This is a genomic window from Nocardia acididurans, from assembly GCF_016741815.1.
In the GTDB taxonomy this organism is placed as follows: Bacteria; Actinomycetota; Actinomycetes; order Mycobacteriales; family Mycobacteriaceae; genus Nocardia; species Nocardia acididurans.
In genome coordinates this window covers 222,055-242,840 of record NZ_JAERRJ010000004.1, presented here as the reverse complement: position 1 = coordinate 242,840, position 20,786 = coordinate 222,055, and the positions used below count along the sequence as shown (strand labels likewise).

Genomic DNA, 20,786 nt, shown 5'->3' with positions numbered 1-20,786 from the left:
GTCCCACGGTACGCAGAGATACCCCCTCCGCGCCAGCGCTGAGAGGCATTTGCCCCTGTTTCGCTGAAGTAGGGGTGCAAGTGTGCGTGTACGACCGGCGACAGGGTACTTGCACTCGTGCGCACAACGCACATCTCGGGCGTGGCGCGGCATCTGAAACATAGGTGATGCACTGTGTGGAAGCGGACTTCGCACCCCGGTCGTTACCGGTGACACAGGGGTGCGGGCGTGGCTGCGAGCTGGAATTGTGCGGCGGATACCATGGTTGACCAAAGGCCGGGTAGCAAACGCCGGTACTTGTCATCCATCTCGTCCACCGGTACCGGGCCGGAGGGCGATGCCGAGGTTCCAGGAGGGGTCGATCCGATGAGCAGTCCCGTTACGGGCGAACGAAACGCCGGCCGCCCCCACACGGGTGGAGACGATCCGAACAAGATCGCGATGCTCGGCCTCACCTTCGACGACGTGCTGCTGCTGCCGGCCGCCTCGGATCTGATTCCGAGTTCGGTCGACACGTCCAGCAGATTGACGCGGGAGATCTCGCTGCGCACGCCGCTGGTGAGCTCCGCGATGGATACCGTCACCGAGGCGCGCATGGCCATCGCCATGGCGCGTGCGGGCGGTATGGGTGTGCTGCACCGCAATCTGTCGGTGGCCGATCAGGCCGCGCAGGTCGAGACGGTGAAGCGGTCCGAGGCGGGCATGGTCACCGATCCGGTCACCTGTCGCCCCACCGACACGCTGGCCGAAGTCGATGCCATGTGCGCGCGGTTCCGCATCTCCGGTCTGCCGGTGGTGGACGAGACCGGTTCGCTGGTGGGCATCATCACCAATCGCGATATGCGCTTCGAGGTCGATCAGAACCGCCGCGTGGCCGAAATCATGACCAAGGCTCCGCTCATCACCGCCCAGGAGGGCGTGACCGCCGAGGCCGCGCTGGGCCTGCTGCGCCGCCACAAGGTGGAGAAGCTGCCGATCGTCGACGGCAACGGCAAGCTGCGCGGGCTCATCACTGTCAAGGACTTCGTCAAGACCGAGCAGTTCCCGAACTCCACCAAGGACCGCGACGGGCGACTGCTCGTCGGCGCGGCCGTGGGTGTCGGTGAGGACGCCTGGTCGCGCGCGATGACTTTGACCGAGGCCGGAGTGGACGTGCTCATCGTCGACACCGCGCACGGCCATCAGGCGGGCGTGCTGCAGATGGTCTCCAAGATCAAGGCCGAGGTCGGCGACCGCGTGCAGATCGTGGGCGGCAATATCGCCACCCGCGCCGGCGCGGCCGCGCTCGTCGAGGCCGGTGCGGACGCGGTGAAGGTGGGTGTGGGCCCCGGCTCCATCTGCACCACCCGCGTGGTCGCCGGTGTCGGCGCGCCGCAGATCACCGCCATCCTCGAGGCGAACGCCGCCTGCGCGCCGCACGGTGTGCCGGTCATCGCCGACGGTGGCGTGCAGTACTCCGGTGATATCGCCAAGGCCATCGCGGCCGGCGCGTCCACCGTCATGCTGGGCTCGCTGCTGGCCGGTACCGCCGAGTCGCCGGGTGAGCTGATCCTGGTGGGCGGCAAGCAGTTCAAGAGCTACCGCGGTATGGGTTCGCTGGGCGCCATGCAGGGCCGCGGCGAGGCCAAGTCCTACTCCAAGGACCGCTACTTCCAGGACGACGTGCTGTCGGAGAAGAAGCTGGTGCCCGAGGGCATCGAGGGCCGGGTGCCGTTCCGCGGCCCGCTGGACCAGGTCATCCACCAGTTGGTGGGCGGTCTGCGCGCGGCCATGGGCTACACCGGTTCGCAGAACATCCCGCATCTGCAGCAGGCGCAGTTCACCCAGATCACGGCGGCGGGTCTGAAGGAGTCGCACCCGCACGACATCACGATGACCGTCGAGGCTCCCAACTACACCACCCGTTCGTAAGCGATATGACCGGTTCGCGGAGTTACCGCGGACCGGTTTGTCGTGTCCGGACATAGAGAGGAAATGATCTGCGATGCGCGACATGGTCGAGATCGGCATGGGGCGGACTGCCCGGCGCACATACGAATTGGACGACATCGACATCGTGCCGTCCCGGCGGACGCGTTCGTCCAAGCAGGTGTCGCTGGCGTGGCAGCTCGACGCGTACCGCTTCGAGATCCCGTTCCTGGCTCATCCGACCGACGCGCTGGTGTCGCCGCGGTTCGCCATCGAGCTCGGTAAGGCCGGTGGCCTGGGCGTCATCAACGGTGAGGGGCTGTGGGCCCGGCACGCGGATGTCGAGTCCAAGATCCAGCAGCTGACCGAGGTCGCGGAGAAGGAAGGCACCGAGGCCGCCGTCGCGCTGCTGCAGCAGTTGCACGCCGCGCCGATGCAGGCCGATCTGCTGGCCGCGGCGGTCGGCGAGGTGCGCGCCGCGGGCGTCACCACCGCCGTGCGCGTGAGCCCGCAGAACGCTCGCGCGCTGACCCCGGCGCTGGTGCAGGCCGGCATCGACCTGCTGGTCGTGCACGGCACCATCATCTCCGCCGAGCATGTGGGAGACGGGGAACCGTTGAACCTCAAGACTTTCATCGCCGAGCTGGATGTGCCGGTGGTCGCGGGCGGCGTGTCCGATCACCGGACCGCGCTGCACCTCATGCGCACGGGCGCGGCGGGCGTCATCGTGGGCTACGGCTCCATGCAGGGCGCGACCACCACCGGTGAGGTGCTGGGCATCGGCGTGCCGATGGCCACCGCCATCGCCGACGCCGCCGCGGCGCGGCGCGACTACCTGGACGAGACCGGCGGCCGCTACGTGCACGTCATCGCGGACGGCGACATCCTCACCTCGGGGCATATCGCCAAGGCGATCGCCTGCGGTGCGGACGCGGTGATGCTGGGCGTGCCGCTGACGCTGGCCAGCGAGGCCCCGGGCCGGGGCTGGTACTGGCCGTCGGCCGCCGCGCATCCTTCGGTGCCGCGTGGCGCGGTGCTGCCGTATGGCATCGACGAGGAGCGAGTGTCGCTGGACCAGGTGCTGAACGGACCTTCCAACGATCCGTTCGGCTCGCTGAATCTGGTTGGCGGCCTGCGTCGTTCGATGGCCAAGACCGGCTACTGCGACCTCAAGGAATTCCAGAAGGTCGGCCTGAACATCCGCGCCTGAAATTTCCGGATTCGGCCGCGCTCTGCCTGTGTGGAGTGCGGCCGAGCTGTATCAGTGGCTCTCGGACTTCGGGTGGGCCGGGAGATCGGCTGTGCGCACGGGGATTTCGCCGGTGCGGAAGCGGGACGGGGTCAGCGACCTGGACACCGTGTGCTCGCGCAGGAAGTCTCGGATGGCGGCGTTCACGGCCACCGGGTGGGTCATGTTCACGGTCTGGCGGGCGTTCTCGATCTCCAGATAGCGGGCGTCGGGCAGCCGTTCGGCCAGTTCGCGGGCGTGGGCGCGCGGGATCCCGGACCTGGTGGGGTGGATAACCAGTGTGGGACAGGTGATTTCGGGTAGTCGGTCGAGGATAGAGTCGCGGCCGAGCAGGCAGCCCGCCGCCACCTCCGTCGCGTGGTGATCGCGGGCCAGCCAGCGTTTCACCCAGACGGCGCGGTACCAGTCGTCGTCGCCGAGGAGCCAGCGCGCGAGGTATTCGGCCAGGGCCTGGCGCGGGCCGTCCTCGTACCATTTGTCGAGAAAACGCCGGGCGTTGACCAGTTCCTGCGGGGTCGGCGCGTGCGCCTCGGTGCCGATGAGGACCAGCGCCGCAACACGTTCCGGGGCGAGCAGCGCGGTGCGCAGCGCGATGTAGCCGCCCTGGGAGATGCCGCCCACCACGGCTCGTTCCACGCCGAGCTGATCCAGCACGGTGAGCGCGTCCCGGGCGCAGGTCCAGTAGGTGAACGGGAGGCCCTTGTCGCGTGTGTGGCCGTGCCCGCGCGCGTCCCAGGACACGAACCGGAACTCCGGTGTGAGCGCCGCGGTCTGCGACGCGAACATCGTTCGGTCCATGAGGAATTCGTGCCCGAGCAGTACTACCGAACCGTTGCCCCCGCTGTCCTCATAGTGGATTTCGGCATCGATCGCGTGGGCGAATGGCACGGGTAGAGGATAGCCAGGCCGACCGACAAATCGGCGGGCTTTCCCAGCACCGCCACAACCGGTGTCGGGATGCCCACGGCGGCAGGTCGTACCGCCTTCGGGCGGTGTCCGATGGGCTCTACCGCCACCGCACCCGATGTGTTCTCCTGGGTCTTTTGCGTTGTGTTCCCCGGAGGCAGTGTGTTCCATGTCGCTCTTTAGACTGGGCGGGTGGCAGAAACCCAGCGACCAGTCCTTGTAGTCGACTTCGGTGCGCAGTACGCGCAGTTGATCGCGCGCCGGGTGCGCGAGGCCAGCGTCTACTCCGAGGTGGTGCCGCACACCATCACGGTCGAGGAGATCGCGGAGAAACAGCCTCTCGCCGTGATCCTCTCGGGCGGCCCGTCCAGCGTGTACGCCGAGGGCGCGCCGCAGCTGGACGCGCGGCTGTTCGATCTGGAGCTGCCGGTCTTCGGCATCTGCTACGGCTTCCAGGCCATGGCGCAGGCGCTCGGCGGCACCGTGTCGCACACGGGCACCCGCGAGTACGGCCGCACCGATCTGAGTGTCGACGGCGGCATCCTGCACGGCGGCCTGCCGACCCGGCAGCCGGTGTGGATGAGCCACGGCGACGCCGTCACCGACGCCCCCGCCGGTTTCGAGGTCACCGCGACCTCCGCGGGCGCTCCGGTCGCCGCGTTCGAGAACCGCGCGCGCAAGCTGGCCGGTGTCCAGTACCACCCCGAGGTGCTGCATTCGCCGCACGGCCAGCAGGTGCTGAGCCGCTTCCTGCACGAGGTCGCGGGCATCCCCGCCCAGTGGACCCCCGCGAATATCGCCGAGGCCCTGATCACCCAGGTCAAGGAGCAGGTCGGCGACGGCCACGCCATCTGCGGCCTGTCCGGCGGCGTCGACTCGGCGGTGGCGGCGGCCCTGGTGCAGCGTGCCATCGGCGACCGTCTCACCTGTGTCTTCGTCGATCACGGTCTGCTGCGCGCCGGTGAGCGCGAGCAGGTGCAGCGCGATTTCGTCGCCGCGACCGGGGCCAAGCTGGTCACCGTCGACGCGGTCGACAAGTTCCTCGGCGAGCTGAAGGGCGTCACCGACCCCGAGGAGAAGCGCAAGATCATCGGCCGCGAGTTCATCCGCTCCTTCGAGGACGCGGTGGCCGAGGTGGTCGGCGAGCAGGGCGAAACCAAGGTCGAGTACCTCGTCCAGGGCACCCTCTACCCCGACGTCGTCGAATCCGGCGGCGGCGCGGGCACGGCCAACATCAAGTCCCACCACAATGTCGGCGGCCTCCCCGACGACCTCGAGTTCTCCCTCGTGGAACCGCTCCGCCTCCTGTTCAAGGACGAGGTCCGCGCGGTCGGCCGCGAACTCGGCCTCCCCGAGGAAATCGTTGCCCGCCAGCCCTTCCCGGGCCCGGGTCTGGCCATCCGCATCATCGGCGAGGTCACCCACGACCGCCTCGAACTCCTCCGTCAGGCCGACGCCATCGCCCGCGAGGAGCTCACCGCCGCCGGCCTTGACAAGTCCATCTGGCAGTGCCCGGTGGTCCTGCTCGCGGACGTCCGCTCGGTCGGCGTCCAGGGCGACGGCCGCACCTACGGCCACCCCATCGTCCTGCGCCCGGTCTCGTCCGAGGACGCCATGACCGCCGACTGGACCCGCCTGCCCTACGAAGTGCTGGAACGCATCTCGACCCGGATCACCAACGAGGTGGCCGAGGTCAATCGCGTGGTCCTTGACGTGACCAGCAAGCCGCCGGGCACCATCGAATGGGAGTGAGCGTCGGTCGCTGACGCGTAATACGAAGGGCCCCTGATCCATTCGGGATCGGGGGCCCTTCGCTATCCGCAGGTGGCCTGATAGGGCACATCCGGCAGATAGCGGTTCCACAACTCCGGTGTCATGGAATCCCCTGCGATACCGCAGATTCGGTCGATGGCGTATTCCCAGTCGAGTTTCCAGAGCCGCCGCGTGCCCTCGCTGCTCGCGCCTGCCAGGAATCCGCCGGCGGGATGGAAGGCCACGAGCCAGGCGGCGGTATCGGGTGTCACGATCGGTCCGGTGACGGTTTCGAGGTGGCGGCGGTCGGTGGTGTTCCACAGCCGGATCGTCCGGTCGCTGCCGCTGGTGACCAGCAGGGATCCGTCGGCACTGAAGTCGGCGGTCATGATGGAGAGTTCATGCGCTCGAATCGGATCGCCGAGCGGGGTGACGGCTGCCGGATCGCTGATGTCCCAGAGTTGCAGCGTCTCGTTGCCCCAGGTGAGCAGGGTGCGATTGTCCGGGTGGAAGGTCATCTCCCCGAATGGCGGGGTCGAGCGGTCTCCGGCCGGATCCACCATCCGGTGCGCTTCACCCAGCTGTATCGGATGGTCGGGATTCGAGACATCCCACATCGACAGCAGGGTCTGCATGGTGAACGCCCCCGATGCCGCGGCCTCGTCGGCATTGGTCCACTGGGTGAGCGCGAGGATAGTGCCGTTCGGGCTGAATGCCGCGCGCAGCAGCGAGTCGGTGGGGATCGAGGCCGATGGCTTCGGATGGACCGGGTCGGAAATATCCCACAGCTGAACGGAACTGCTACCCCGTTCCGTGCTGGTTGTCACCATCAGCCGCCAATCACGCCGCATGGTCACGGGTAGTCGTTGTCGCGTGGGGTCGTTCCATTCGGTGAGCAGAACCGGGCTATCGGGGTTGGTCAGATCGAATATCTGTGTGGCCGAACCGAACTGATTCCGTATCGCCACTCTTTGCGCCTGCGCGTCGATACTGGAGACGAAGGATCCCGGCGGTACACGCACCTCGGTGAGACGGCGTGGAACGCCGGGATCGCTGGTGTCCCATACGATTACGCGGCCGTCATCCGATTCGGTGAGCATTCGGGCGCCGTCGGCGCTGAATCGTGGGCGGCCGGACCACCCGGTGTGCCCGGTGAGGTCGGTGGGGGCCAGCGACCACAGCCGAACCGTTCCCTCGGTGCCGCCGACCGCGAGAGTTCTTCCGTCCGAACTGAATGCGAGCGAGGTCGGTTCGCCGATGCATCGGGTCGGCACGCGCGCGTCGTTGAGGCAGCGGACCGGTACCGCGCCGAGGGGGTTGCCCAGCGGGGTCGGTCTGGCCGGGTCGGTGATGTTCCACAGTCGCGCACCGGCCGCGCCTCCGGTCGCCAGGGTGCGGCCGTCGGGGCTGAAGGCAATGACCGGGGTGGGGCGGTCGATCGAACTGTGGTCGACGAGTGGGGATTCCAGGGACCGTGGGTGCTCCGGATCCGTGACCCGCCACAGCTGCGTGAGGGGTGCGGACCCGAAGCGTTCGGCGTCGCCGATCCCATTGAGCGCCAGCATGGTGCCGTCGGGGGTGAATTCCATGCTCCAGACCGTCAGTGGTACCTCCAGCGTGGGTCCGACGCGGGTGGCGATCGTCGGCTCGGTGACGGTCCACAGTTCGACTTTCGAATGCGCCTGGCCGGGTGCGATGCTCGTGATGGCGAACAGGCTGCCGGTGGCCGCGAAGGTGAAGGCCCGGACGGCGCCGTCGCCGGGTGCGGCCAGAATGGGGCCGGGTTTCGGAGCGGCCGGATTGCCGACATCCCAGAGGAGGACACCCGGTCCGCCGGTGGAAGCGACAGCGAGGGTGCGGCCGGTCGGACCGTACCTTCCCGAGTACGCCAGTTCACCGGCCTCCGTACCGCTGGCCGGGTTCAGTTGCCGGGGGCGGGCCGGTTCGCTGACGTCCCAGAGCTGGGGGATCTGCGTGGCTCCGGTGGTGGCGAGTGTCCTGCCGTCCGGGCTGAATCCCACCCAGAAGGAGGCGTCGGGCAGAGCGCCGAAGGGTTCGCCGACCGCCTGTGGTCGGCGTGGGTCGGAGACGTCCCACAGCCGGATCGTGTTGTCGTTGCTAGCGGTGGCCAGCAGTTTTCCGTCGGGGCGATAGGCGATCTTGCGCAGTCCCTCGTCGTGGGCCGCGAATGCTGTTGCCAGCGGCGTGTTCTCGGTGGCCAGCAGCCGGGCGCGGACTTCCTGATCGCCGGGGCGCAGCCGGGCGGCGGCCACGTAGAGCTGGGCGGCGATGGTCGGGTCGATATCGCGCAGCCGGTCGGCTTCGGCGAGGATGGCGGCGAAATTCTTGTCGTCGCGCTGCTTTTCGCCGAATCGGGTTTGGGTGTAGGCGGTGATGCCCAGGATCAGGAGGATGACGCCCAGGAGGGCGAGGACAGCCTTGCGGGTGGTCGACTGTCGCCGGGCGCGGGTTCGGGAGTCGGTGGCGGCCGCGAGGAAGGCGCGGGGCAGTTCGCCCGCGGCCGCGGGATCGACCTGATCCAGGACTGTGTGCAGCCGCGCGCCGCGATAGAGCAGCGACGCGTCGTGACCGGCCGAATCCCATTCGGCGGCATCGGTTTCCAGTCGTTGCCGCAGCAGGTGGCCGACTCGGTCGGCGTCGATCCAGGAGCGCAGGCGCGGCCAGGCCCGGAGCACGATCTCGTGGGTGAGGTAGACGGATTCGGCGTCGAGGGTGAGCAGGCGTGTGCGCGAGAGGGTTTCGAGAGCGGTTTCGGCCGCGTCCGGATCGGCGGTGTGGCGCACCAGCTCCGATCGGGTCGCGGTGCGGCGGGTGTCGCGCGCGTCGGCGGTGGCGGTGACCAGGCCGAGCAGAATGTGGCGGGCGGCGGTCTGCTGTGGTGCGGTCAGGTCCGTCCAGGCGTTCTCGGCGGTTTCGGTGACGGAGCCGCTGACGCCGCCGGCTTTGCGGTAGCCGGCGATGGTGAGGCGGCGGGCGGTGCGGTGCTGCCAGGTGGCGGCCATGACGTGTGAGAGCAGTGGGAGTGCGCCGGGTTCGTAGCCGGAGCGGTCGTGCTGGTCGCCGACGCCGCACAGTTCGGTGATGACGAGTTCTTCCAGGCCGGGTTCGAGTTCCAGGCCGGTGAGCTGTGCCGGACCCGAGATGGCCTGTGCGAGTTCGTCACCGGACATGGGGCCGAGCGGATAACTGTGATGTTCGAAGGCGGCGCGCAGGGCGGGGTAGGACAGGCACTGGCTGTAGAAGTCGGCGCGGAGGGATAGTACGGCGGCGGATCCGGGTGCTGCGGCGCGGCGGGCGAGGGCGGCGATGAATTCCTCGCGGTCGTGTTCGGCGTCGGTGAGTGTGAAGAGCTCCTCGAACTGGTCCACGATCAGGAGCCGGTGGGCGGATGATGTTTCGGGACTGCTGGTTTCGTTTGCGGAAGCCAGCGCTCGCAGTGGTTCCGCGCCGGGCGTGAGGGCGGTGATGTCCCAGCCGCTGAGGGCGGGCGCCACCCCGGCTGCCAGGAGTGAGGATTTACCGGCCCCGGATGTGCCGGTGAGGATGACGATTCCGGATTCGGAGTCGAGACCAGCGCGGATCAGCGCGGTGAATTCTGTTGTGGCCCGGTCTCGTCCGAAGAATCGCTGCCGGTCCGCAGCGCCGTAGGCGGCCAGTCCGGGGTACGGGCAGTCGGCGTCGCCGGCGTCGTCCGGAGTCCAGGTGGTGGCGGTCTTCCAGAGCCGCTGCCATTCGCGGATATCGCTCAGCTGCTTGGGTATCGGTGTTTCGTGTCGGCGTGCCAGGTCGAGGAGGGTCAGCACGACCGGCAGCAGCGATTCGAAGCGTGCCGGGACATTGCGCCCGGCCTTCCAGTCGCTGATGCGTTGTGCCGATGCGCCGCCGGTCGTGGTGGCGGACTGGGTGGCTCGCATGCGCTGGGCGGCGGCGGTGGCGACCCGGCGTAGCGTCGGATTGCCCGCCGCGTCGTAGAGATCGGCGAAGTTCTGGGCGAAGGCCGCACGCGGGGAGAGGTTTTCGCGCTCGACTGTTTCCCGACCCACCACGTGCCCACCTCGATCCCCCGGGGCGCTCGCCCAGGCTCAAGGTAGCAGCCGACATGTGAAGGGCCCGGATCCTTTTCGGGATCCGGGCCCTTCCATGGTGGCGGGTCCTTCCGTGCCGTCCGTCAATCGTCGCGTTTGCGCGGCGAGAGGACGAGGACCACGCCGACCACGATGGCGGCTATCACGACGATCCAGCCGAGGGACAGTCCGCCCGAGACCGGCCAGGAGTGCGGGCCGATGAAGGCCCAGATGCTGACCAGTACGGAGAGGACTCCGGCCAGGAGCAGGGAAAACGAGGGGCGGCGAGTTTTCTTGTCAGCCACGGGTCACCTCCACATCGCCCATACGGACGTTCACGATCAGGTTCAGGATCGGGCCTTCGGCGGGGCCCGACAGGCCGCTCTTGCAGTTCGACGCGTCACCCATGCGCACATTGCAGGTGGTGTTCACGCGCAGGTTCTCCGGCAGGATCACCTTGGCTTCGCCCGCGCCCACCGTGACGGTGGTGGTGCGGTCCTCGGTGAGCTGCAGTGCGCTCAGGTCGAGGGTGGCCGAACCCATGTTCACCTTGTAGGCGGGGCGCAGGTCGGCGGCGCTGGTGGCGGCCCAGGACTGGTCGCCCATGGTGGTCTCGTCCCATTCGATGGGGCCGATCATGGAGGCCAGGATCACGAAACCCGCGAGGGGCGCGAGGATCACCATCAGCCCGTAGCCGCGGCGCAGGAACGCGCCCATGATCAGGCCGATGCCGACGACCGCGAGCGCGGCGGCGGCGATGCGGCCCGGGGTCATCCATTCGACGCCGGAGGCGGCCACCGATCCGGCCGAGGCGGCGGCCAGCAGCGCCAGGCCGATCACCACGGGGGTGAAGCGGGAGCGCGGCTTGCGCGGCGCGACGGTCTGGGTTTGCACCGGAAGTTGTGCTGTCGCAGTGGGATCGGGGAGATCCCAGGCGAGCGGGGCCACCCCGAGTGGATCCCAGCCGGGTGGGGTGGGGCCGAAGTCGGGGGAGATGGGCGCGGGCCCGTAGCTGGTGCGGGGCTGTTCCATGGCGGAGGGAATCCGGTGCAGCACAGGCGGTGTGCCGTCGTCCGGGCGCTTCTCCAGGGTGGCGGCGGGGGTGTCGTGCTCGGGTTCGTCGTCCGCCGGAGTGGCCGTATCCTTCTGCAGGACTACGGTTTCGGCGTCGATGATCTCCTCGTCGGCTGGAACGGGCCGATCCGCGTCGGATGCCGCCTCCGGCGTCTCGGGTTTGCGTAGCACCACGGTGTCGGCCTCGACTTCCGGTAGGGCCGCGGTCTCGGTGGCCTGGACCTGCGCCTGCACCGCGGATTCCCCGGACCCCGACTGCGACTGTGATTGCTGCTGCCGGTTCGGATCCGGCTCGTAGTGGTCGGGCAGTTTCGTATACGGCCCATAGGTCTCGAACGGCGCGGTCCCGCCCGGCGTGGTCGTCCCCGGATACCCGGTCCACCACGGCGAATTCGTGCCCGGATACCCGGGATCCAGCGCAGGATCAGTGGATATCCAATCCAGATATCCGACAGGCGGCTGCGGTTGCCGCTGATGCAGCAGCCACCATCCGGCCAGCATGAGCACGAAGCTGATCAGCCCCGACCCGCCCAGCCCGGCCCCCACCGGCCCGATGGTGCTGACCGCGATCCCCAGCGCCACCAGCAGCACCACCGTCTTGGACGAGGACTGCGAAGCCTGCCCCTTCCCGAACAGCGATTCCGCCGCCGAGGTCTGATCCCCCGACTGCGGCAGCAGCAGCCACCCCATCAGATAGAGCACGATCCCGGCCCCGCCGAACAGCGCCGACACCACGAACGCGACCCGCACCAGCACCGGATCCACGTTGTACCGCCGCCCGAACCCGGCCGCCACCCCCGCGACCGGCCCGTGCTGCGGCAGTCGCACCGGCCGCGTCGCCCACAAATCATGAACCTGATCGCTGAAGCTGCCGCCGGTTCTGGCGCTGCTGGACCAGTCGCTCCCTGAAGTCATGGCTCCATCGTGCTGTCCCACCGACCTCGGCCGCATCGGGGATCACCCTGAAACGCCACCTGAAGTCGGGGTCAGTCGCAGGGCGGGTCGTAGGAGATCTGAGGCAGATAGCGCTGCCACAATTTCTCGGTCCACGCGTCGCCGGTGATGGCGCAGATTCGTTCGGCGGCGTGTTGCCGGTCGAAGTTCCACAGGCGCAGTGCGCCACCGGAACTGGCTCCTATCGCGATGCCGCCTGCGGGGTGCACGGCTGCCGACCAGTAGTTCTTGCCGTGACCGGCGGTCAGGTCGGCTTTCGGACGCGGTTGTGTGGGGTCGGTGTAGTCCCACAGTTGCAGTGTGCCGTCGCTACCGGCGGTCAGCATCGTGTGCCCGTCGGTGGTGAATCCGAGCGAGTTCACCGCGGAGGTGTGCGCGGTGAATGGGTCACCCAGTGCCCGCGGGTGGGCCGGATCACCGACGTCCCAGCTCTGTAGCGCCTCATCCGAGACGACGACGAGCACCCGCGGATCGGGCGTGGCGTAGGCCCTGGTGTTCGGGACATCGGTGGGGAACCGCACGGCGTCGGCCAGTTTGACGGGGTGCGCGGGATCTTCGACATCCCAGCTGGTGACGAGAAGAGTGTGGGCGCCGCCGGGCTCATTGGCCAGCTGCTGGACTGTCAGGGTCCGGTTCTGGAAGTCCGTAGCGACCCACATGGGTTCGGTATCGATGTCGAGGGTGGTGAGGGATACCGGCCGGGTGCGCTCGGAGAGATCCCACAGCCGAACCGTCTCGTCCTCGTGGATCTTCGCCATGATCCGCCAATCGCCGCTCGGGTACGGCGGGCTGGAGTCGTCTTGCGGCAGCGGCCACTGCCCCAATAGTCGAATGCGGGAGGCATCGGACAGATCCAGGACAAAGGTCTTCATCGGTTCGGAGGAGGAAACGAGCAGCGTGCCGCCATCGGGGGAGAGTGCCGTCGAATAGAAGTCCGGTGGCATGCGGTAGGTGCCGACGCGGGCCGGTTGTCGCCGATTTCGCATGTCCCACACGATGATCCGGCCGTCGGTGGACATGGTCACCATACGATCCCCCGATGCGTCGAACAGCGGCGGCGTCAGGTACCCGGCATGTCCGGTGAGCACGGACGGCGGCAGTGACCAGATGAGCAGGTCACCACTTGTGCGATGGGAGAACAGGTTACGGCCGTCCGATGTGAAGGCGAGATCGCGAGCCGAACCGGCGCAGTCGTAGGAGGTCGTGATGACATGGCAGATCCCCGCACCGATGGTCGATTCACCCATCACCGGTACGGGGTAGGCGGGATCGGTCATGTTCCACAAGTTCAGGCTGGGACCCGAGCCTACGGCGAGGGTATTGCCGTCGGCGGTGAATGCCAATGTGGGGGCGTCACCGGACCCGGTTTCCAGTGGTGCTCGCGTCTGGCGTGGACGGTTCGGTTCGGTGAGATCCCAGAGTTCGACCGTGCCGTTCGTATTGCCCATCGGGAGTACGCTGGTGGCATTCGTGCCGATGGCCAGCAGCGTGCCGCCAGGGGCGAAGGCCACATCGCCGAGGGTGACATCGGTTGTGATGAGGCGGTCGATGAGTTTCACCGGTGCGGTCCGGTTGCTGACGTCCCACAGTTGAATGGCTTCGATCAACGAATCGCTGTCGCGGTTGGCGCTGATCGCAAGCAGATTTCCGGTCGGATCGGCGTCGATTCGACCGAGAATCACCGGTCCGTCCTCCGTCGGGGTGTCGTCGAACAGCTGATGCGGCGAACCCGCGACGGGTGCTGTCGGATCGCTCAGATCCCACAGTGTGAAAGAGACGGTAGTCAGGACCGCGAGTGTCCGGCCGTCACCGATGAACGTCATCTGTGCCGCACCCTGGGGTGCCGAGGTCTGCAGTCTGCCGAGTTCTCGAGGCGCCGTCGGCTCCCGGATGTCCCACAGCCGGATGTCCGCGCCGTATCCGGTTGCCATCAGCGAACGGTCGATGCTGAATTCGACCCCCGTGACCTCGTCCGCCAGCGCGCTCAATCGGCGTGGGAGTCGTGGGGTGCTGACATCCCAGAGCTGGAGTTTATTGTACGTGTCGACTGTCGCGAGGACGCCGTCCGGGCGGTACGTCATATCCCAGATGCCGTCCCCACCAAGGGGTGTCGTCCGCACCAGCGTCATGTTCTGGGTTTGCAGAATTCGGCTCTGTACCTCCGCGCTGGCGGGTCGCAGCCGCTGCGCGACGAGGTACAGCTGTGCGGCCAGCGACGGATCGGAGGACTGTATGCGATCCGCGGTCGCCAGGATCGCCGCGAAGTTCTTGTCGTCCAGCTGTTTCCGGGCGAGCTGCGTCTGGGTGTAGGCGGCGAACCCCAGGATCAGCAGCACCACACCGAGTAAGCCCAGGACTGTCCTGGTTCGTGAGGATCGGCGACGGGTCCGAGCGCGGGTTGCGGTCGATTCGGCGAGAAAATCGCGTGCCAGCGGGTCGATCGGCGCGGGCCCGGCATGGTCGAGTGCGTTCCGCAAACGTGTGCCGCGGTAGAGCAGCGACGAATCACGTTCCTGAGCAGCCCATTCGGCGGCGTCAACGTCCAGCCGCTGACGCACCAGGTACCCGACCCGATCCTCCTCGATCCACCCGCGCAGTCGTGGCCAGGCGCGCAACACGATCTCATGGGTGAGCGTGACCGACTCGGCGTCGAGGGTGATGAGACGAGTCCGGACGAGTAGTTCCAGCGCGGCGCCGGCATCCTCTTGATCGGCCGCACGACGCAGCAGATCGGAACGCGTGCCCGATCGTCGCGTATCCAGCGAATCCTGGCCCACCGCAACAAGTCCGAGCAACATCCGCGCGGCTGCCTTCTGCTGTCCACCGGACAACTCCAGCCAAGCCTGTTCGGCGGTCTCCGCGACCGACCCGGTCACCCCGCCGGCCTTGCGGTAACCGACCACGGTGAGGCGACGCCCTTCCCGATGCTGCCAGGTGGCGGCCATGACATGTGACAGCAGGGGGAGCGCGCCCGGGTCGTAGCTGCGCTGGTCGTGATGCTCTCCGGCGCCGCACAATTCGGTGATGACCAGCTCTTCGAGGCCGGGTTCCAGTTCGAGCCCGGCCGCCCGCGCCGGACCGGAAACAGCCTGCGCCAGTTCGTCCAACCGCATCGGACCCAGCAGGAAACTGCGATGTTCGAGGGAATCCTGCAGGGTTCGGTAGTTGAGACAGTGCGCATAGAAGTCGGCACGCAGCGCGACCACCACGGTGACCGGATCTTCGGCACGAGTGGCGTATCGATGCAGGGTGGCAAGGAATTCCGTGCGTTCCCGCTCGTCGTCGCAGGTGGTGAACAGCTCTTCGAACTGGTCGACGATCAGCAGCCGCGGTACGCCGTCGGCCCGCGGTTCGAACGAGCCGAGTTCGGCCAACGGATGCGCACCCGGTGTGAAACTGCTTGCCTCCCACCCGGAGAGCGTCGGCACGAGTCCAGCGGCAAGCAGCGAGGATTTCCCCGCCCCCGACGCACCCACCACGATGACGATCCCCGCCCCGGCCGTTTCACGAACAAGTGCGGCCAGTTCGGCTGTCGCATCGGCGCGACCGAAGAAGAGCCGATGGTTCTCGGCGCGGTAAGAGGTCAGCCCCAGATACGGGCAGGCGGATTCGGCGTCGGCCTCCGGAACCCAGGTGGTCGCCGCATGCCAGAGCCGCTGCCATTCCTTGGGTTCCGCGAGCTGACGGCTCAGCGGGCTACCCGCCTTACGGGCGAGTTCGACGAGCGTGAGCACGACCGGAAGCAGGGATTCGAAGCGGGCGGGCACATTTCGCCCCGCCTTCCAGTCGCTGATGCGCTGCGCCGAAGCCCCGCCGGGCCGGTTTCCCTGCGCCGCGCGCATGCGCGCTTCCGCCGCCGCAGCGACGCGTCGCAGGGTCGGGTTTCCGGCAGCTGTGTACAGCTCGGTGAATCGATCGGCGAAAACCGCTCTGGGGGAACGGTTCTCTGCCTCGGAAGTGGTTTCCTCGATCACGATCTTCCGTTCTGCATCGATCCGACTCTGCTCACTGTCCACATGGTGGGTTGTATTCGAGGTCCGGTAGATGGCTACGCCATAGCTCCCGAGTCCACAGCCCGCCGGTGATGGCGCAGATGTGATCGATTACGCGCTGCTCGTCCAGGTCCCACAGCCGCAGCATGCCGTCGTCAGCGGCGCCGGCGATGAATCGGCCGTCGGGGTGGAAATCGACCAGAAAGCGCGCCTTCCCGGGTTCGAGTAGCGGACTGCCCACCCGGCGCGGTCGTGACCGATCCGTGAAATCCCACAGCTGCACGGAGTTGTCGGTGGTCGAGACCAGTATCTGCCGGTCATCCGCGGAGATTCGCACCGATGACCACTGCTGGGAACCCTCCGTTTCCGAATTTCCCAGGGTGAGTGGACGGGCCGGGTCGCTGATGTCCCAGAGGGACATCTCGGTGCCGTCGGTGACAAGGAGGGTGTTGAGGTCGTGGGTGTACACCACTTGCGTGAGGAAGGATTTTCCCGGCAGACGGAGCATTTCACCGAGCGACTGCGGGTGCTGCGGGTCGGTGATGTCCCATCGGCTGATCACCAGGTCGTTGCCCGATTGTGCGAAGACCCTGCTCTGCTGTTGTACGAGCAGGGTCTTGCGGTCGGGGCTGAAGACAGCCCAGCGGATATCGGGTGACTCGAGTGCCGCACCGATCGGGGTCGGCCGGGAGCGGTCTGTCAGATCCCACAGTTGCAGCGAGCTGTCGTTCTCGACGGTGGCCATCATGCGCCAATCCGGGCTCATGCTCGCGGTGATTCCCTGGTCCAGGCGTTGCTGCCAGCCGTCGATAGGACGAATGCGCTGGGGATCGGACAGATCCAGCATCGTGTTCACCGAGGCCCGTCCGCCCGTGGCACTGCGGTCCGGTCCTGTCACAAGCATGGTCCGCCCGTCGGGCGACAGGGTTTGCTGGTATCGGTCCGGTGGTAGCCGGTACTCGCCGATGCGCACCGGTAGCTGTCGATTTCGAATGTCCCACACCGCGATACGGCCGTCACTGGATACGGTTGTCATCCGGTCTCCGACGGCATCCATGCGAGGTCGGGAGAGTTCACCCGCGTGCCCGGTGAGCACGGACGACGGGAGCGCCCAGGTCCGGAGTTTGCCATCGCCGTTGCCGGTGAGAAGTGAGCGTCCGTCGGGTGTGAAGGCCACGGTGTAGGCACCGCCGTCACACTGGTATTCGGTTCCGGAGGAACGGCATACGGCTCCCTTGACCGACAGTTCGTTGGTTATCAGGGTCGGGAACGCGGGTTCGGTCACGTTCCACAGCGAGACTTCCGCGCGACTGGCTACCGCCAGCACGCGACCGTCGGGACTGAACGCGAGATCCTGCACCTCGTCCACGCCATTGGTCAGTGGCGCTCCGAGCTGCCGGGCCTTCCCACGGTCCGAGACATCCCAGAAGTGCAGGACCGCTTTGGTTCCCCCGAGTGCGTAGGAATCACCACCCGCGGTGGCCAGCACCAGGGTGTTTCCGTCGGGGCTGAATTCCATGTCGCGTATCGCTACCTTGGCGGTGTTCACCTGGTTGTTCAGGACCGTGGGTGTGGCGCCGCCGGCGACGTTCAGCAGCCGGACCCACTGCTGGTTCGGACCGTCGTCGGCATCGTAGGAAACCGCGAGTACTCGACCGTCCGGGCTGACCGCGATCACAGGTATGGAGAACGCCCGGCGCGCACTCTTGTCCCGGTAGAGGTGGTGGGGCGCACCGGGTGTGGGAGCCGCCGTATTGCTCAGATCCCAGAGCGTCACCGATTCCGTCGTCACAGTCACCAGCACTCGGCCGTTGTCCGCGAACGTCAGTGCCATGACACCGCTGCCGGGACCACTCGGCTCGGGCATGGTCGAAAGCTCGCGTGGAGAGGCGGGCACCGTCGTATCCCAGAGCCGGATGCCGTTGTGGTCGCCGCCGCTGGTTGCCATCAAGCCGCCGTCCGGGCTGAAGGCCACGTGGTTGTCATCGAGAGGCCGGCCGAGCTGCGATGGGCGGTAGGGGTCGGTGACATCCCACAGCCGGAGATTGTCGTCGAAGCCGACTGTGGCCAGCACGCCGCCGGTTCGGTACGCCATCCGCCAGATTCCGCTGTCGTGAGCGGGGTTCGTCGTGGCCAGGGGTCGGTTCTGGGTTTGGAAGAGCCGACTGCGCAGTTCCGCATGGTCCGGGCGGAGCTGTCGCGCAACAAGATACAGCTGGGCTGCCAGTGACGGATCCGTCTCTCGCAGTCTGTCGGCCTCGGCGAGGACCGCCGCGAAACGTTGATCATCGCGTTGTTGCAGAGCAAGACGGGTCTGGGTGAAAGCCGCGAATCCCAGGACCAGCAGGATTACCGCGAGCAGAGCGAGGACGGCTTTGTATCCGGTGGATCGTCGACGCCCCTGGTCGCGGGCAGCCGCTGCGGCAGTGAGGAATTCGTGCGCCAGCGGGCCGACCGGGGGCGGGCAGACGTGATCGAGGGTGTTCTGTAGTCGGCTCCCCCGATACAGCAGCGCCGAATCTCGTTCCTGCGCGGCCCATTCCGCGGCATCGGCTGCCAGTCGCTGCCGCACCAGGTATCCCACCCGGTCCTCGTCGATCCAGGCCCGCAGGCGCGGCCAGGCGGTCAGGACGATTTCGTGGGTGAGGGTGACCGATTCGGCGTCGAGGGTGACGAGTCGGGTGCGGGAGAGCAGTTCCAGTGCGGCGGCGGCGTCTTCCTCGTGCGCGGCCCGGGTCAGCAGATCGGAGCGGTGGGCGAAGCGGCGGGTGTCCTGGGCGTCCTGGCTCACGGTGACCAGTCCGAGCAGGATCTCCCGCGCCGCGGCCTGTTGCGTGGAAGACAGTTCGCTCCAGGCGGATTCGGCGGTTTCGGTGACCGAGCCGGTCACGCCGCCGGCTTTGCGGTAGCCGTTGATGGTGAGGCGGCGGCCTTCGCGGTGCTGCCAGGTGGCGGCCATGACGTGGGAGAGCAGGGGTAGTGCGCCCGGGTCGTAGCTGCGGCGGTCGCGGTGGTCGCCGACGCCGCAGAGTTCGGTGATGACGAGCTCTTCCAGGCCAGGTTCGAGTTCCAGCCCGGCGGCCCGTGCGGGGCCTGAAACGGCTTGGGCCAGTTCGTCCAATCGCATGGGGCCGAGTAGGAAGGCGCGGCGCTCCAGGGCGTCCTGCAGGACCGGGTAGTCGAGGCAGTGCGCGTAGAAGTCGGCGCGCAGGGCGATGACAACCGCGAGGGGGTCGACGGTGCGGGTGGCGCAGGTGTGCAGGGTGTCGAGGATGCGTTCCCGCTCGGACTCGTCGGTGCAGAGGGTGAACAGTTCCTCGAACTGGTCGACGACGAGCAGGCGGCGGGGGCGGTCGGGACGGGGTGCGAGATTGCCGCCACGGGCCGCGTCGTCGATCGAGTGTTCGGCGCCCGGCTGGTCGTCGGCAGCCACTGGTTCCTCGGTCTCGGCCGGTGTGGCCGCGTGGAGGAGGGTTTCCAGGGGGTGCGGGCCGGGGGTGAGGCTGACGACCTCCCAATCCGGCAGTGCCGGAACGAGTCCGGCGGCGAGCAGGGAGGATTTACCGGCTCCGGACGCGCCGACCACGGCGACGATGCCGGTGGCGTCGCGGACCAGGTCGGCGAGTTCGGTGGTGGCTCGGGCGCGGCCGAAGAACAGTTCGCGGTTCTCGGGGCGGTAGGAGTTCAGGCCCGGGTAGGGGCAGGCTGCCTCGTTCTGTTCCTCCGGATTCCAGGTGGTGGCGGCGTGCCAGAGGCGTTGCCACTCCTTGGGTTCGGCCAGTTCGCGGGTCAGCGGTGTGCCCTTTGTGCGGGCCAGGTCGATGAGGGTGAGGACTACCGGGAGCAGGGATTCGAAGCGGGCGGGGACGTTTCGGCCCGATTTCCAGTCGCTGATGCGCTGGGCGGAGGCTCCGCCGGGGCGGTTGCCGTGGGCGGCGCGCATGCGGGATTCGGCGGCGGTGGCCACGCGGCGCAGGGTCGGGTTGCCTGCTGCGGCATAGAGATCGGTGAAGCGCTGGGTGAAAAGGGCTCGGGGGGAGTGGGTTCGAGGATCGGTGCTGGAATCGGATTCCAGTGCCGATGGTTCGGTGTTCGGTTGTTCCCCCGCGAGCATGAGGTCAATTTATCGTCTGGGACGCCGAATGCCGAAGCGGCGGCGCATCGTTGCGCCGCCGCTCGGCTTCGAGGCCGCTCGCGGGTTACAGGACGAACGGGTCGCCGATGACCCAGCTCGCCGTATCCGCCTCGGGGGAGGTGGCCTCGACGATGGTGTAGGCCTGGACTGTCAGGGGGCCGGCGCAGTCGTTGACGGTCAGGCGGTAGCCGCTCTGGGTGACGTAGCCGGTGCCGCCTGCCGGGATGTCCTTGGAGCCGAGGGGGAGATCGACGATCTCACCGGGGGACATGCCGAGGGTCATGCCGATGCTCGCGCCGATCGAGGGGCTGAGGGTGACGCCCGCGGTCGGTGTCACCAGGGTCGCGCCTGCGGTGACGCCGATGGAGGCGTCGAGGTCGAGGCTCGCACCGGCCTTGAAGGTGAAATCGACGTCCAGGGCCACGGCGCAGGCGAAGAAGAAACCGGTGTGGATGACGCCGGTCCCGCCGTCGACGCGGCCGTAGGAGGTGTTGTCGAGGTACACCTCGCGGCTGGTGGGCATCAGGTTGAGTGATGCCACCGGGTGGGCGGCGTTGTCGAAATGACCGGCGGTGACGGTCATTCCATTGGGTGCGGTGACGATCTTCTCGTGCGGGGCGAGTGCCCCGGCCTGAGCCTGTGCGGCGAACGGCCCCCCGAGGGCGAGTGCGATGCCGGTCATGGCGGTGGCGACGACGGTCTTGATGTTCATGGTGGTTCCTCCCCGAACC

The 20,786-nt window shown here is 67.7% G+C and carries 10 protein-coding genes; 3 read left to right on the top strand and 7 right to left on the bottom strand.

Annotated elements, in window-relative coordinates:
• Positions 1-366 precede the first annotated feature (366 nt).
• Both guaB and JK358_RS11835 read left to right on the top strand, forming a co-directional pair.
• Positions 367-1,911 carry an IMP dehydrogenase gene (guaB, locus tag JK358_RS11840; protein ID WP_269811796.1) on the top strand — a complete coding sequence of 515 codons (1,545 nt, stop codon included), beginning with the start codon at positions 367-369 and terminating at the stop codon, positions 1,909-1,911.
• 73 nt (positions 1,912-1,984) lie between these two features.
• On the top strand, positions 1,985-3,118 hold the full coding sequence (locus tag JK358_RS11835; RefSeq protein ID WP_201946752.1) for a GuaB3 family IMP dehydrogenase-related protein: 1,134 nt from the start codon (positions 1,985-1,987) through the stop codon (positions 3,116-3,118).
• 51 nt (positions 3,119-3,169) lie between these two features.
• Here JK358_RS11835 and JK358_RS11830 read toward each other — a convergent pair whose 3' ends face one another.
• Entirely contained in the window at positions 3,170-4,045 is an 876-nt protein-coding gene (locus tag JK358_RS11830; protein WP_201946750.1) for an alpha/beta fold hydrolase, read from the bottom strand.
• Positions 4,046-4,255: 210 nt separating this feature from the next.
• On the opposite strand from JK358_RS11830, the gene guaA reads away from it, so the two are divergent.
• On the top strand, positions 4,256-5,815 hold the full coding sequence (guaA, locus tag JK358_RS11825; RefSeq protein ID WP_201946748.1) for a glutamine-hydrolyzing GMP synthase: 1,560 nt from the start codon (positions 4,256-4,258) through the stop codon (positions 5,813-5,815).
• A 62-nt stretch (positions 5,816-5,877) separates the two neighbouring features.
• On the opposite strand, the gene JK358_RS11820 is transcribed toward guaA, so the two are convergent.
• The 6 genes from JK358_RS11820 to JK358_RS11795 all read right to left on the bottom strand — a co-directional run bounded on the left by JK358_RS11820 (position 5,878) and on the right by JK358_RS11795 (position 20,767).
• Positions 5,878-9,882 carry an NACHT and WD repeat domain-containing protein gene (locus tag JK358_RS11820; protein WP_201946746.1) on the bottom strand — a complete coding sequence of 1,335 codons (4,005 nt, stop codon included), beginning with the start codon at positions 9,880-9,882 and terminating at the stop codon, positions 5,878-5,880.
• Between the two features lie 122 nt (positions 9,883-10,004).
• Positions 10,005-10,205, bottom strand: a complete 201-nt coding sequence (locus JK358_RS11815) for a hypothetical protein (RefSeq protein WP_201946744.1) — start codon at positions 10,203-10,205, stop codon at positions 10,005-10,007.
• On the bottom strand, positions 10,198-11,889 hold the full coding sequence (locus JK358_RS11810; protein WP_201946741.1) for a PspC domain-containing protein: 1,692 nt from the start codon (positions 11,887-11,889) through the stop codon (positions 10,198-10,200). The genes JK358_RS11815 and JK358_RS11810 overlap by 8 nt, the downstream gene beginning before the upstream one ends.
• A gap of 71 nt (positions 11,890-11,960) precedes the next feature.
• On the bottom strand, positions 11,961-15,770 hold the full coding sequence (locus JK358_RS11805) for a WD40 repeat domain-containing protein (RefSeq protein WP_201946739.1): 3,810 nt from the start codon (positions 15,768-15,770) through the stop codon (positions 11,961-11,963).
• Between the two features lie 163 nt (positions 15,771-15,933).
• Positions 15,934-20,034, bottom strand: a complete 4,101-nt coding sequence (locus tag JK358_RS11800; RefSeq protein ID WP_201946737.1) for a WD40 repeat domain-containing protein — start codon at positions 20,032-20,034, stop codon at positions 15,934-15,936.
• Positions 20,035-20,119: 85 nt separating this feature from the next.
• The gene (locus JK358_RS11795; RefSeq protein WP_201946735.1) at positions 20,120-20,767 is read right to left on the bottom strand and encodes an MspA family porin; all 648 of its coding nucleotides are present in this window, start codon (positions 20,765-20,767) and stop codon (positions 20,120-20,122) included.
• Positions 20,768-20,786: the final 19 nt, after the last annotated feature.